A 14,063-nucleotide genomic window follows, 5' to 3' on the forward strand; every position below is an offset into this window, starting at 1 on the left:
AATATGACGAAAGCAAAGTGGGGTTCTCTGGGGCTATCGGTTCTGGTGGTGGTGGTTTTGATCGTCTGGATGGCTACAGGCGAGGTCAAAGTAGCCAGCGATGACGCACCACAAGAACCTGAACAGTCGGAAAAAGCGCCCACTCAGGTAGAGGTTGAACTGCTGAAAGCAGAGCTGTACCAGCCTTCGATAAAGTTACAAGGGCAGGTTGAGCCTTGGCAGACAGTGATGGTAAGCGCCCGCACGGAAGGTACGGTTGAACAATTGCAGGTTGAGTTGGGGCAGCACGTCAAAGCGGGTGAGACACTGTTGACACTGTCCACTGATGGCCGCGACTCGGTGGTGGCCAGCTGGCAGGCCCGCATTCGTAAGCTGGAAGCGGATTTGTCTGCAGCCCGTAAGCTCAAAACCCGCAATCTGGTGGCGGAGAAAGAAATTCTGAGCCTTGAGAGTGAGCTTGCGGCCGCTCGGGCTGAAATGACTGCAGCTCAGCTTACTCTGCAGCACCTGACGCCCGTCGCTCCGTTTGAAGGCGTGGTGAACCGCCGGGAAGTAGACCCCGGAACGTTGGTTAAAGTGGGCACCCCGCTGCTGGAACTGGTTCAGGTTGATCGCTTGAAAGCCACGGGCCGGGTTCCGCAGCAAACCGTGAAAGACGTTCAGCCAGGCCAGGCAGTGGAAGTTATTTTGCTTGATGACACCCGCTTAGCGGGTGTTGTTAGCTTTGTCGCAAGTGCGGCGGATACCGCCACCCGCAGTTTCGCCGTAGAAGTGGTGGTAGAAAACCCGGAACGTAAACGCGCCGCGGGCGGCACCGCAACGCTCAATGTTCGGTTGCCCGAGCAGAAGGCGATGTTTATCTCCCCTGCGTATCTGAGCCTCAATGATGACGGCCGTCCCGGCGTGAAATATGTTAATTCCAACAACAAGGTGGTGTTTGAAACCGTCAAATTGCTCAGTATTTCCACCAACGGTGCATGGGTAACCGGCCTACCTGACGAAATATATCTAATCACTCGCGGTGCAGGGTTCGTTGTGGCCGGAGAGGTTGTGCGCCCGATTGATCGTACCGATAAGCGGGGCTGATAATTGTGAGAGCCCTTATTGCCACAGCCATGGACCGAAGCCGCACTACGTTGCTGGCTTTTTTGTTTCTCCTGATTGGCGGAATGGTCGCTTATCAAGTGATTCCCAAGGAATCGAGCCCTGATATTGCGATTCCCATGATCTACGTCGCGATGACTCTGGACGGGATCAGTCCGGAAGACGCCGAGCGGTTGCTCGTTCGCCCCATGGAACAAGAGCTGCGCTCCCTTGAAGGTATCAAGGAGATGCGGGGCAACGCGTCTGAAGGCCATGCATCAGTCATGCTGGAATTCGATGCCGGTTTTGATGCCGATAAAGCTTTGCAGGATGTGCGGGAGAAAGTCGATACTGCCCGTAGCAAGCTGCCACAAGAAGCTGATGAACCTCGAGTTCACGAAATCAACATCTCGCTGTTTCCGGTACTTTCCATTGGCCTGTCTGGCCCTTTATCCGAACGTGAATTGATCACGATAGCCCGGCGTTTTCAGGATGCTATAGAAGCAGTCCCGGAAGTATTGGAAGTGGAAATAGGCGGCGACCGGGAAGACCTTTTGGAAATCGTTGTGGATCCGCAGGTACTGGAGAGCTATGGCATTGATTTCAATGAATTAGCGTCGATGGTGAGCCGAAACAACCGGCTGGTAGCCGCGGGTTCACTGGACACCGGAAATGGCCGCATGTCCTTGAAGGTGCCGGGTGTCATTGAATCGATTGAAGACGTTATGTCGATGCCCATCAAAGTGGATGGCGACACGGTCGTTACCTTCGGTGATGTCGCTATGTTGCAGCGGACATTTAAAGATCCAACCGGGTTTGCGCGCATCAACAACGAACCGGCTTTGGTGCTGGAGGTGTCGAAACGATCCGGGGCAAACATTATTGCCACCATCGATAAGGTCCGTTCGTTGGTTGAACAAGTGAAACCTCAGCTGCCGGAAGCGCTCGAGATTCGCTACATCATGGACCAGTCGGAAGAGGTTCAGGACATTCTTTCTGACTTGCTAAACAACGTGGTGACCGCGATTGTTCTGGTGCTCATTGTTGTGATCGGGGCCATGGGCGCGCGCTCGGCTCTGTTGGTTGGGCTAACCATCCCCGGGGCATTTCTCACTGGCATTCTGGTGATCTGGAGTATGGGTTTAACGCTCAACATCGTGGTGTTGTTCAGTCTGATTCTGGTGGCCGGAATGTTGGTAGATGGTGCCATTGTGGTGTCGGAACTGGCGGATCGTAACCTGACCGATGGCCAGCCGGTAAAGACCGCATGGGTAGAAGCCGCCTCCCGAATGGCGTGGCCCGTGATCGCGTCAACCGCCACCACGCTAGCGGTGTTTGTGCCCCTGCTGTTTTGGCCCGGTGTGGTGGGCGAGTTCATGAAGTTTCTGCCGATGACTGTGCTGATCTGCCTGGTAGCCTCACTGGCGATGGCTCTTGTTTTCCTGCCCGTTATGGGTGGTGTCAGTGGTGGCCGGCGCGTTCATGAAGATGCGGTTGAAGGTAGGATTATGAAAGCCTACCGAAACACCTTGGGCAACATTCTGCAGCGCCCCGGCCTGACTCTGCTCGGAGCCTTGGTGCTCATTATTTTGATTTATGCCGCCTATGGGCGCTTCAACTACGGTGTCGAGTTTTTCCCGAGTGTAGAGCCTGATTCGGCCCAGGTTCAGGTGCGGGCTCGTGGGGATTTGTCGGTCTGGGAACGGGATGCCATTGTTCGTGAAGTGGAAAGCCATTTGCAGCACATGCCGGAAGTCAAAGCCTTATATGCCCGTTCTATGCTGGCCACCGGCAACAATATGGCGCCGGATGTTATTGGTGTTTTGCAGTTTCAGTTCACCGACTGGTACACACGCCGGCCGGCCACAGAAATATTGGAAGACTTCCGCGAACGTACCTCAGGTATTCCTGGCATTGAACTGGAGTTTCGAAAACAGGAAGGTGGCCCCGCAGACGGTAAACCGATTGAGTTATTGGTCAGCAGTTTGGATACCGAGCAGCTTGATGACTACGTTGATGAGATTGAACAGGCCATGCAGAGCATTGGCGGCTTTGTCGATATCGAAGACGACCGCAGCTTGCCGGGCATTGAATGGCGCCTGCAGGTCGATCGCGAGGCGGCTGCGCGTTTCGGTACCGATGTGCTGAGCATCGGCAGCGCCGTGCGGCTGGTGACCAACGGCATGGTTCTGGCGACTTATCGGCCCGAGGATGTTCGGGATGAAGTGGATATTGCGGTGCGGGTACCGAATAACTGGCGTGAACTTGAACACCTGCAGAGACAAACGATCAATACCCCTCGTGGGCAAGTGCCGTTGTCTCAATTCGTGACTCTGGAGCCAGGTGACAAAACTGGAAGCATTGTCCGAGTGGACGGTCAGCGAACCATCACGATCAAATCCGACGTGGCACCGGGCCGACGCATGGATGAGTTGCTGAAGGCTTTACAGGACCAAATGCCGGAACCACCCGAAGGCGTCACGCTACGCTTCGGAGGTGAAAATGAAGATCAGCAGCAAGCCTCCACCTTCCTGATGAGTGCTTTTCTGGTGGCAATTGGCATGATGGTGCTTATCCTGCTAACCCAGTTTAATTCCATGTACCAGACCTTGCTGATCCTTTCAGCCATTGTGCTATCAACCGCCGGTGTCTTGCTCGGTCTACTCCTGAATGGCCAGTCGTTCGGCATCGTGATGGTAGGTATGGGCATCATTGCGTTGGCGGGTATCGTGGTGAACAACAACATTATTCTGATCGATACCTACAACCAGATGAAACAAGAGGGTAAAGAAGCGTTTGAGGCGGCACTTGAAACCGGCTGCCTGCGTTTCCGCCCGGTGTTGTTAACCGCTACCACCACAATTCTCGGGCTGATGCCCATGGTGCTGGGTGTTAACGTGAACTTGTTGGAGCCGTCGCTAGGATTGGGGGCGCCGTCTACCCAGTGGTGGACTCAGCTGTCGAGTGCTATCGCGGGCGGTTTGGCCTTCGCCACCTTGCTTACCTTGCTGCTAACTCCTGCGTTGCTGGTGTTAGGTGAAAAGGCCGGTCAGCGCTTTCGATCGCTAGTGCGCCGAGGTGGCGAGTAATGCGGACGAACCTTCTCGAGGAGCTTTATCGGGATCAATGGCTTTTGGCGGTGCACAAGCCCTCGGGCCTGTTGGTTCACCGTAGCCCCATCGACAAGCACGAAACCGAATTCGCATTGCAGTACGCCCGGGAATTGAACGGTGGACAGCATGTGTATCCGATTCATCGGCTGGACCGGCCCACGTCGGGCGTGTTGCTGTTCGCTCGTGATCCAGACACAGCGAGAATATTGGGGCAGGCAATGATGGCGGGTGAGGTGTCCAAAACTTATTTGGCGGTGGTTAGAGGCTGGGCGCCGGAAACCGGTGTGATTGATCACCCGCTGAAAGACGAACCGGAAGATCGGCGCTTGAAAGGGCAGGAACAGCCGATACGGGAGGCGTTAACCCATTACCGAAGACTGGCAACTACCGAGCTGCCCGTCGAAATTGAGCGTTACCCCACCAGCCGTTATAGCCTGGTAGAGCTCTATCCGAAAACAGGAAGGAAGCATCAGCTGCGCCGGCATATGAAGCATATTCACCACCCAATCATCGGGGATGCCAATCACGGCAGAGGGCGGCATAACCGTTACTTTGCAGAGCGGTTCGGGCAGGGGCGGTTGCTGCTGGCGGCTACGGAACTACGAATTCAGCATCCGGTGACGGGGGAAGAGCTTATCCTGAAAGCGCCGCCGGAGCAGAGCTTTCAGGACGTACTGACTATTTTTCCGGAGGTTTAGCCCAGTCTCGGAAAGCCGTGCTCGGCTTCCAGTGTGTAGGCCAGTTCCAACAAAGTGCGTTCGTCACCATGTTTGGCCATGAACTGTACCGAAATGGGTAAGTTGTTGTCGGTCATGCCCATGGGGACCGAAATAGCCGGTGCACCAGTGGCGTTGGCTAAAGGGGTAAAGTTCGAGTAGGCGTTCAAGCGCTCAAACAGCGTGTCAAAGGGTACGTTTGGGCTCAAATGGCCAAGCTTCGGAGTGGTGTGGCCAAGTACCGGAGTTAATACCGCATCGTAATCGGCCATCTCGCGGGCATAGTCGTGCCAAGACCGTTTCAGGCGCCAAATGGCACCGGGCAGTCGCCACAGTTGTTTGCGGGTACGGCGGTCCAGACCCTTGGTTAAACTGGTGACTTTTCGCTTATCAAAATCGGGATGCAGCATGTTGCGCCCTTTGAGCCTTAGGCCAAATGCCAGCAAGCCCCAATACAAGGCGAAATCGTTCGGGAACGTGTCGGCTACCGGTACTGTCATTAGCTCAACGTTGTGCCCCGCTTTTTCCAGCAATTTGGCCGTTTTCTCAACGGTTTGACGGGTTTCATCGTCAGTAGGGTGGCCGTTGATGGAATCTAACACCAGGCCAATTCGCAAGCGTTTATCACCGGGGCCTTGAACGAGCCCGACTTTCGGCAGTTTCTGATTGTAGAAATATTGCTCGGCATGGGATAAAAAGCCGGCGGTGTCCCTTACTGAACGGGTAACCACACCATCGCTGACGATGTCCACGGGTACACTCTTCGCCGAATCGTTCAACACCACACGGCCTCGGGTGGGTTTAAGGCCAATAAGGCCACAGCATGCGGCTGGAATACGGATCGAGCCGCCGCCGTCGTTCGCGTGGGCAATAGGGACTACGCCTGCCGCGACCATGGCTGCTGCTCCGCCGGAGGAAGCACCACAGGAGTAATCCAGGTTCCAGGGGTTTCGGGTGGCGTCACCATTGGGGTACTCGGTCGAGGCATTGAAGCCGAATTCCGGCAGCGTGCTTTTGCCCAAGCATACATAGCCTTGGGCCAGCATCTGTTCGACAAATGGGCTTGTGGTCTTGGCTGGCCGGAGTGGAACGGCTTCAGACCCGTGGCCACTGGGTAGATCTTTTACGTCCAGGTTGTCTTTGATAAAAGTGGGAACGCCAGCAAACGGGGATTGCTTGGGATCTACTGTTTGGGCATGCCTGAGTGCCGATTCATAGTTCTCGGTGGCGACGCCATTGAGCGCGATTTGAGCTTGTTTGGACCGAGCAATTGCCGCTTTCGTTACTTCGACCGCAGATACCTCGCCCTGGCGAATTCTTTTCGCAAGTTCTGTTGCGTCAGAAGAGCCCAGTGCATCATCTTGAAAACAGTGAAAGTGGGTGAGTTGCTTGTGGTCCATTCAGTACTCCAAACGTGTTTGACGGACCGTGACCATAACTCAGCTGGAAACGTGACGTCATATCATTTTGGGTATGTCGTCACGGTAAAAAACGCGGTTGCCGAATTTTGTGGAACATGCGGCATTTTCGGCTCAAGACGCTGTTTTTCGGGCCTCTTTGATCACGTCGTAGGCGTGACTGATTTCCCGGGTACGCTCTTCCGCCATCTCGCGCATACTTTCGGGTAAGCCCTTGCCGGCGAGTTTGTCCGGGTGGTTCTCGCTCATCAGCTTGCGATAAGCCCGTTTGATTTCCGCATCCAAAGCGCTTGGCGAAACTCCGAGAACTTTATACGCATCATCCAGTTGCTGGCCGGTAGAATAGTTTGATCTGCTGCCGGACTGGCCAGCATGAGCGCCTCGTAACATGGCCTCGAGCTGGTCCACTTGGCTTTCAGGCAGCCCCAAACCTCTGGCAATACGGAGCAGCATTTCATGTTCAGCGGGGTGCACCTGACCATCAGCGGCGATGGCAGATACTTGAATCTGAAGGAACATCTGCAGCAGCGCCGGTTGTCGCCCTGACGCCGCAAGGAAGCTTTGTAGCGTGGCATCCAGATCGAAATCCTGTTGCTTGCCGCGGTTAAACGCTGCTTTGGCGATGGCCTTTTGCTCTTCATTCAGGCGGAAACGTACAAACATGGTTTCGGCCATCTGAATTTCATCACGGCTGACAACGCCGTCCGCTTTGCACAGGGCGCCCATGACAGAGAATGCCGATTCTATGAAATTCTGCTGAATGTTCTGCAGGCCGCCGATCAGTTTGCTTTTCAAACGCTGAAACAAAAACGCGCCGATGGCAGCGCCAACCAAAAAGCCCGGAAAGCGGCCAAAGGCGTAACCGATCAGGCCACCAAAAATCATTGCGAACAGCATTCGGGTTTCCTTGAAGTCGTTATCAATAGCTGAAATATACGGGTTTTTTAGCTTGGCTTCATGAACAGGCTTTCATTTGCGTGAGCTTTACCAGACATGGAACGTGAAACCTGTGTGCTTTGCATGGTCTTGAGGATGGCCTTTAGGCATTACTGTAGCCAGGCTGCGACAAACCCTGCCGCGAGTGAAAGAATCATGGGGCCGGCAACCAGCATGCCGATGTTGCGATTGCCAATGGCCCATGCAATGCCCGACTTCACCAGATTATTCACCGACGCGGCAACGACGATTCCCAAAACCGCAGCTTCCATCCCCAGACCATTGTTAGACATGCGGGTAAGTGAGAGCGTGATGGCATCGACATCGGCCACCCCCGACGTGGCTGCCAACGCGTAAATGCCAGCATCGCCGAACGCTTCTTTAAGAAATTCGCCCAGTAGTAAGATTGCCGTCAGTAATACGCCGAAGACCAACGCCGATGCCAGATTCAACGGGTTCTGAGTGAGGTGCGGTTGGCTGATGGATTCGTCGGTGGTGTGCTTTCGCCAGATGTAAAAAGCAGGGCCATACAATAGTGCTGTCATAAGCAGTACAGGCCACGTTAGTTGCGGCAATAGCGCGGGGTTGATGATCAGGCAATACACCAGAATTCGCGGGAACATCGTGCCGCAGGCAATAAGAATGCCGGCTGCAAACTGGGGGTTCAGCTCCGGAGCTTGTTTGGATTGACGGGCAAAGTGCAAAGTCAGGGCTGTGGATGAACTTAGCCCGGCAAATAGACTGGTGAACAGAATTCCTTTTCGGGTGCCTGCAACTCGCATTGCGAAATAGCCAACGAAGGATATGGAGGCAATCATGACCACCATCCACCATATTTCCCGTGGGTTCAGCACGCCTCCCGGCCCCAATCGCTCGTTAGGCAGCAGTGGCAGCATTACAACGGAAATGAGCAGCAGTTTAAGGGCCGCATCCAGTTCATGAGCTTGCAGTTTTCTTACCCAGTTATGAATTTCTTGTTTGTTGTCCAGGATGAGGGCAGTGATGACTGCTGATGCAATGGCAATGACTGGATCGACGGCCACGGCGACGGCCCCGAAACAGAAAGTCAGTAACATGCCGATCAGGCCGGTAATGCTGAAGTTCTGAACGTGTTTCAGTCGTTCCCTGTAGGCGACCAAACCGATTGCTGTGACACAAAAGAGAAGGGCAGGGAATGCCCAGGCGTTGATTTCGGTGGACAGTACCGCTGAGAGGCCTCCAAGAAAACCAATCAGTGAGAAAGTTCGGATGCCAGCAATACGCTCGCCGGCCTTCTGTTCTCGCGCTCCCCAGCCTCGTTCCAAGCCCACGATCGCTCCAAGCAGCAAGGCCAGCGCAAGGTGGATAGCCGTCTGGTTGGAGGCAATAAACTGGCTCGCTAATTCATCCATGTGGGGGTTCCATTCGATAACACGTAGTTTCATACCATTTTAGGCAATTACCCGAGGGTGGGTCACCTTTGACGCGCGTGGTTGTGCCGTTTGTTACTTTTTTGAGCGGATTCTGATACCATTCGCGCCCCAAAATCTTTAGTAATCCGCCTTCCCTAGGTTTTCGCCGCGCTGTTTTCGCTGCGCATGTGACTGTTTCTTTTTTCTGTGTAACTGGATATCCCCAACCATGGTGAACTCTTTCAAACAAGACTGGCTCTCGAACATTCGAGGCGACTTGCTGTCCGGCATTGTGGTGGCTTTGGCTTTGATTCCTGAAGCCATCGCCTTCTCGATCATTGCCGGTGTGGACCCGAAAATCGGGCTTTACGCGTCGTTCTGTATTGCCGTTATTATAGCCTTCGTCGGTGGTCGCCCCGGTATGATTTCGGCCGCGACCGGCGCTATGGCGTTGCTGATGGTGACCTTGGTCAAAGATCATGGCCTGCAGTACTTGTTAGCCGCCACACTGTTAACGGGTGTGTTCCAGATAGCGGCGGGTTACCTCAAACTGGGGAGTTTGATGCGCTTTGTGTCGCGCTCAGTGGTGACCGGTTTTGTGAATGCCTTGGCGATCCTGATCTTCATGGCACAGCTGCCCGAGCTGACCAACGTGACCTGGCACGTCTATGCCATGACCGCGACCGGGCTGGGTATTATTTATCTATTCCCGTACGTGCCGAAAGTGGGCAAGCTGATTCCATCTCCCCTGGTGTGCATAATCTCCATGACTGCAGTGGCGATGTTCCTGAACCTGGACATCCGCACGGTGGGCGATATGGGCGAACTGCCGGATACCTTGCCGATTTTCCTGTGGCCCGATGTACCGTTTAACCTCGAAACACTGATGATTATTCTGCCGTACTCGGCCGGTTTGGCCGTGGTGGGTTTGCTGGAGTCCATGATGACGGCAACCATCGTAGACGATTTGACAGATACCACGAGTGACCGTAACCGGGAGTGTAAAGGGCAGGGTATTGCTAACATTGGCTCCGGCCTGCTGGGTGGTATGGCCGGTTGTGCCATGATCGGGCAGTCTGTTATCAACATTAAATCGGGCGGTCGTGGCCGGTTGTCGACACTGACGGCAGGCGTGTTTTTGCTGGTGATGGTGTTGGTGCTTGATGAGTGGCTGGTGCAGATTCCGATGGCGGCGCTGGTGGCCGTTATGATCATGGTGTCTATCGGTACCTTCAGTTGGGCCTCCATCAGGGATCTGAAGGATCATCCGCTTTCGACTAATATCGTAATGGGGGTGACGGTCGTGGTTGTGGTTGCTACCCATAACCTGGCATTTGGAGTGCTGGCGGGCGTGCTGTTGGCCTCTTTGTTCTTCGCCAACAAAGTCGGCCATTACATGGCTGTGACGTCTGAATTGGACGAGACAACCAATACCCGCCGTTATACCGTTACCGGGCAGGTATTCTTCAGTTCGTCAGAAAAGTTCACTGCTTCCTTTGACTTCAAAGAAGCGGTTGATAATGTTGTGATTGATCTCAGTCGAGCCCATTTTTGGGATATCACAGCGGTGGGTGCCCTCGATAAGGCCGTGATCAAATTCCGCCGGGAAGGGGCTGATGTCGAGGTGATTGGCTTGAACGAAGCCAGTGCGACCATTGTCGACCGGTTCGGTGTACACGATAAGCCTGAAGCTGTAGACCAGCTTATGGGGCACTAAACAGAATTCTGACCAAGGCGAGACAGACATGTTAAGAGTAGTAGCCTGTATTGACGGCTCCAGAGCTGTGCACGCTGTGTGCGATTACTCAGCCTGGGCAAGCCGACACATGGAAGCGCCGCTGATGCTGCTGCACGTGCTGGATGACGAACGTTATCCGTCCGAGCCGGATCTGGCGGGTAATATTGGCTTGGGGAGTCGTGAGCAGCTGTTGACCGAACTGGCAGAGCTGGATCGTAAGCGCTCCAAGTTGGCGCTCGAGCATGGGCATCACATGCTGGATGAGGCGGAAATTCGCGTCCATGCCTCAGGTACAAGCGAAGTTGTTAAGCGCCAGCGGCATGGCAACCTTGCGGAATCCCTCGTTGCTCTGGAAAAAGACACTCGTTTGTTTGTGATGGGGTTGCACGGTGAGAGCAGTTCCGACAGTAATCTGCACATCGGCAGCCAGCTGGAAACCGTGATTCGCAGCGTAGAACGCCCGATTCTATTGGTTCCGGACGAGTACTCCGAACCGAAAACGGCCATGCTGGCGTTTGACGGTAGCGCAACCGCGTTCAAAGGTGTGGAGATGTTGGCGGCTAGTCCGGTTTTGCGTGGCATTCCATTGCATTTGGTGATGGTGGGTGCCGATACCGCTGAAAACTGGGAGCAGCTGAAGAAAGCTGAAAGCATGCTGTCCGGGCTGGATGTGGAGATTACTCTGGCGATTCGTCAGGGCGATGTAGAGCCTACATTGCATGCGTATCAGGAAGAACAGTGCATTGATATGCTGGTGATGGGCGCGTACGGCCATTCTCGCATTCGACAGTTCTTGGTGGGCAGTACGACAACCACGATGCTGAAATCCGCAACCAAGCCTTTGGTTATTCTTCGCTAATCAGGGAACTTCGCCATGCCCCGCAAGCTGCAGACGTCACTCATCAAGTCGCTGGGTTTGTGGCTGCTGTTCGGGGTGTTGGCAGGGTGTGCTTCTGCGTTACAACCGGTTGAGCATGATCCAGCCCTGGCAAAAGGGTTGGCACCTGACTCTTTCTTTACGGAGCAGGCGAAACAGCACTTATCCGCTGATCTGCCGGATACAGGGTTCCTGTTGCTCAATACCGGCCGCGATGCGCTCACTGTGCGTGCGGCACTTATCGAGTCTGCCAGACAGTCTATTGATGCCCAATACTATATTTGGAATGACGACAGCTCAGGGCGCTATCTTGCAGGCCGTTTGGTTGCAGCGGCAGAGCGTGGCATCAATGTCCGGTTGCTGTTGGATGACATTAATGTGGCCGGTAAGGAATCTTTGTTCGCCGTATTGAACGGTCACCCCCATATTCGCGTTCGCATTTTCAATCCGGCTCGCTCGCGCAGCGGCGTTGGCCGTTTTCTATCACTGCTCCTCGATTTTGATCGTATCAACCGGCGTATGCACAACAAAACCTTTGTGGTGGATGGCTACGCAGGTGTTGCCGGGGGACGAAATATCGGTGACGAATATTTCGATGAGCATCCTGCGCTGAATTTTCGGGACCGGGACGTAATGGCGTTAGGCCCTCTCGTTGGTGATATGACCGACAACTTTGAAGCCTACTGGAATAGCCAGTGGTCGTATCCGCTCGAACAGATTTACCAGCCTCAGGCTCCGGAACTGGCAGCCAGTGCGCGTTTACGTTTGATCAACGAAACGGCCCAAGCCCAGGCATTTAAAACGATGCCACCTCAAGGGCGTGAAGCAGCGGAAACGTTTCTGGAGAATCGGTTTGCCGGCTTGACTCAAGCGCCGGCCAGGCTGGTGTATGACGTGCCGCCGAAAGACCCGGAAGCCCCCACTGATACGCCTAAGCTTACAGCGAAGGCGTTGTATGAGTTGGTTGCGGAGGCCGAAACAGAAATTCTGGTAGAGTCGGCCTATTTTGTATTGGCTGATGATCAGCTCAAAGAGATACGCGAGGTGGTGAAACCGGGGCTTTCGATACTAGCGATTACTAACTCGCTGGCATCGAATGATTTGGTGACCAATCATTCAGCCTACGTCCGGTGGCGTGAAGAAATGCTCGAAAGCGGCATCGATCTGTACGAACTTCGCCCGGACGCAAAAGGCTGTAAAGAGTGGGTTGGCAATGAAGCGGCCTGTATTAACGGCGCCGTCAGCCTGCATTCGAAAGCTGTCGTCTTTGACCAAAGCACCTTGTTCGTGGGCTCCCTCAACGTGAATCTTCGATCCATTTACCTGAACGGGGAAACGGTGCTCATTATTCAGAGCCCTGAGCTGGCCAAGGCCGTTGCTGATGATATCCGTTATTCTATGACGCCGGAAAACAGTTGGCATGTAACCTTGGACGAGAGTGGTGATCTGATGTGGCAGTCGTCAGATCAGCAGGTTGATCACGAACCGGATGTGGGGTTCTGGCGCCGCGCGAAATCCCGGTTTTTGTCCTGGTTGCCGCTGGAAAAGTATCTGTAAGTGGCTTAGGCCGCATTCCCCGCGGCCACGCCTGATGCCCAGGCCCATTGAAAATTATGTCCGCCCAAGTGCCCAGTCACGTCTACGACTTCGCCAATAAAGTATAGGTTGGGTTGTTCCAGCACTGCCATGGTTTTTGAAGATAACTGACGGGTGTCTACACCGCCTAAAGTGACTTCGGCGGTTCTGTAACCCTCTGTGCCTGCGGGTTTTACCGACCAGTTTCCTAACGTGTCAGCAACTTGCTCGAGTTCGAGGTTTCGGTATTCCTGTAGTGGGCGGCTCCATCCCTGAAGTTCGTTGAATGCTTGGGCGAAGCGCTTCGGCAGGTGTTGGTTCAGATACTGGGCGATGGTTGATTGAGGTTTGCTCTTTCGTAGAGCAAACAGATCTTCCTGGATCTTTTGAGCCGGCAGCAGGTTGATATGAACCTCATCGCCGGGTTGCCAATAACTGGATACCTGTAGCATCGACGGCCCGCTAAGGCCACGATGGGTGACCAACATCGGCTCTTTGAAATACTGATTGTGGCAACGGGCTTCAACCGGGCAACTAACCCCCGATAAGGGTGCCAGCTGCTGCTTCAGCTCAGGATGCAAAGTAAAGGGCACCAAGCCGGCACGAGTGGGCAGAACGCTCAATCCAAACTGCTTGGCCAGCTCGTAACCGAACCCGGTCGCGCCCATGGTGGGAATGGAGAGGCCGCCGCAGGCGATCACCAGCGATTCGCAGCTCAGAGCACCCGAACTGGTTTTAAGTTTGTAGCCGGCGCCAGAGGCTTGGACCTGCGTGATCGAAGTGGCCATGCGGATTTCCGCCCCCGCCCATTCGCATTCTGTCAGCAACACGTTGAGAATGTCTTTCGCGCTGGTCTTGCAAAACAGTTGTCCCGGCGCTTTTTCTTCATGCTCCACGCCGTGGCGATCCACCAGCTCCAAAAAATCCTGCGGAGTGTAGCGCTTCAGTGCGGAAATACAGTAATGCGGGTTGTCGGAAAGAAAGTTTGCCGGCGTACTGTTCAGATTGGTGAAGTTACACCGGCCGCCGCCCGACATCAGAATCTTCTTGCCGGGCTTGTTGGCATGGTCTACCACCAACACCTTGCGACCGCGATAGCCGGCAGTGGCCGCACACATCAACCCGGCGGCGCCTGCGCCGATGATGATAACGTCGTAGTGTGATGAAGATGCTGCCATTGCCTGCCTGCCACTGATTAAAAACCGGCGGGCAGTAT

Annotated in this window: 10 protein-coding genes; 6 read left to right on the forward strand and 4 right to left on the reverse strand. The window is 54.4% G+C overall.

Going from position 1 to position 14,063, the window contains the following annotated elements:
* Positions 1-3: 3 nt before the first annotated feature.
* The 3 genes from DOQ08_RS01660 to DOQ08_RS01670 are packed head-to-tail and all read left to right on the forward strand — an operon-like array spanning position 4 to position 4,894.
* Complete coding sequence (locus tag DOQ08_RS01660) at positions 4-1,086, forward strand: efflux RND transporter periplasmic adaptor subunit (RefSeq protein WP_114333168.1); 1,083 nt, start codon at positions 4-6, stop codon at positions 1,084-1,086.
* A gap of 5 nt (positions 1,087-1,091) precedes the next feature.
* Positions 1,092-4,172 (forward strand): efflux RND transporter permease subunit, encoded by a 3,081-nt coding sequence (locus DOQ08_RS01665; RefSeq protein WP_114333169.1) that lies wholly within the window; start codon positions 1,092-1,094, stop codon positions 4,170-4,172.
* Positions 4,172-4,894 carry a pseudouridine synthase gene (locus DOQ08_RS01670; RefSeq protein WP_114333170.1) on the forward strand — a complete coding sequence of 241 codons (723 nt, stop codon included), beginning with the start codon at positions 4,172-4,174 and terminating at the stop codon, positions 4,892-4,894. The genes DOQ08_RS01665 and DOQ08_RS01670 overlap by 1 nt, the downstream gene beginning before the upstream one ends.
* On the opposite strand, the gene DOQ08_RS01675 is transcribed toward DOQ08_RS01670, so the two are convergent.
* The 3 genes from DOQ08_RS01675 to DOQ08_RS01685 all read right to left on the reverse strand — a co-directional run bounded on the left by DOQ08_RS01675 (position 4,891) and on the right by DOQ08_RS01685 (position 8,657).
* Entirely contained in the window at positions 4,891-6,312 is a 1,422-nt protein-coding gene (locus tag DOQ08_RS01675) for an amidase (protein WP_114333171.1), read from the reverse strand. The two genes, DOQ08_RS01670 and DOQ08_RS01675, sit on opposite strands and share 4 nt — an antisense overlap.
* 132 nt (positions 6,313-6,444) lie before the next feature.
* The gene (gene djlA, locus DOQ08_RS01680; RefSeq protein ID WP_114333172.1) at positions 6,445-7,227 is read right to left on the reverse strand and encodes a co-chaperone DjlA; all 783 of its coding nucleotides are present in this window, start codon (positions 7,225-7,227) and stop codon (positions 6,445-6,447) included.
* A 149-nt stretch (positions 7,228-7,376) separates the two neighbouring features.
* The gene (locus tag DOQ08_RS01685; RefSeq protein ID WP_114333173.1) at positions 7,377-8,657 is read right to left on the reverse strand and encodes an MgtC/SapB family protein; all 1,281 of its coding nucleotides are present in this window, start codon (positions 8,655-8,657) and stop codon (positions 7,377-7,379) included.
* A 229-nt stretch (positions 8,658-8,886) separates the two neighbouring features.
* Between DOQ08_RS01685 and DOQ08_RS01690 the strand changes: the two genes are divergently transcribed.
* Genes DOQ08_RS01690 through DOQ08_RS01700 form a run of 3 tightly spaced genes read left to right on the forward strand, consistent with a single transcriptional unit; the run spans position 8,887 to position 12,829 of the window.
* A complete protein-coding gene (locus DOQ08_RS01690; RefSeq protein ID WP_114333174.1) occupies positions 8,887-10,374 on the forward strand; it encodes a SulP family inorganic anion transporter in 1,488 nt (495 codons plus the stop codon).
* A gap of 28 nt (positions 10,375-10,402) precedes the next feature.
* On the forward strand, positions 10,403-11,254 hold the full coding sequence (locus DOQ08_RS01695) for a universal stress protein (RefSeq protein WP_114333175.1): 852 nt from the start codon (positions 10,403-10,405) through the stop codon (positions 11,252-11,254).
* Between the two features lie 15 nt (positions 11,255-11,269).
* Complete coding sequence (locus tag DOQ08_RS01700; protein WP_114333176.1) at positions 11,270-12,829, forward strand: phospholipase D family protein; 1,560 nt, start codon at positions 11,270-11,272, stop codon at positions 12,827-12,829.
* A 5-nt stretch (positions 12,830-12,834) separates the two neighbouring features.
* On the opposite strand, the gene DOQ08_RS01705 is transcribed toward DOQ08_RS01700, so the two are convergent.
* A complete protein-coding gene (locus tag DOQ08_RS01705; protein WP_114333177.1) occupies positions 12,835-14,025 on the reverse strand; it encodes a BaiN/RdsA family NAD(P)/FAD-dependent oxidoreductase in 1,191 nt (396 codons plus the stop codon).
* Positions 14,026-14,063: the final 38 nt, after the last annotated feature.

This window comes from Marinobacter litoralis, from assembly GCF_003336705.1.
GTDB classification, from domain to species: domain Bacteria; phylum Pseudomonadota; class Gammaproteobacteria; order Pseudomonadales; family Oleiphilaceae; genus Marinobacter; species Marinobacter litoralis.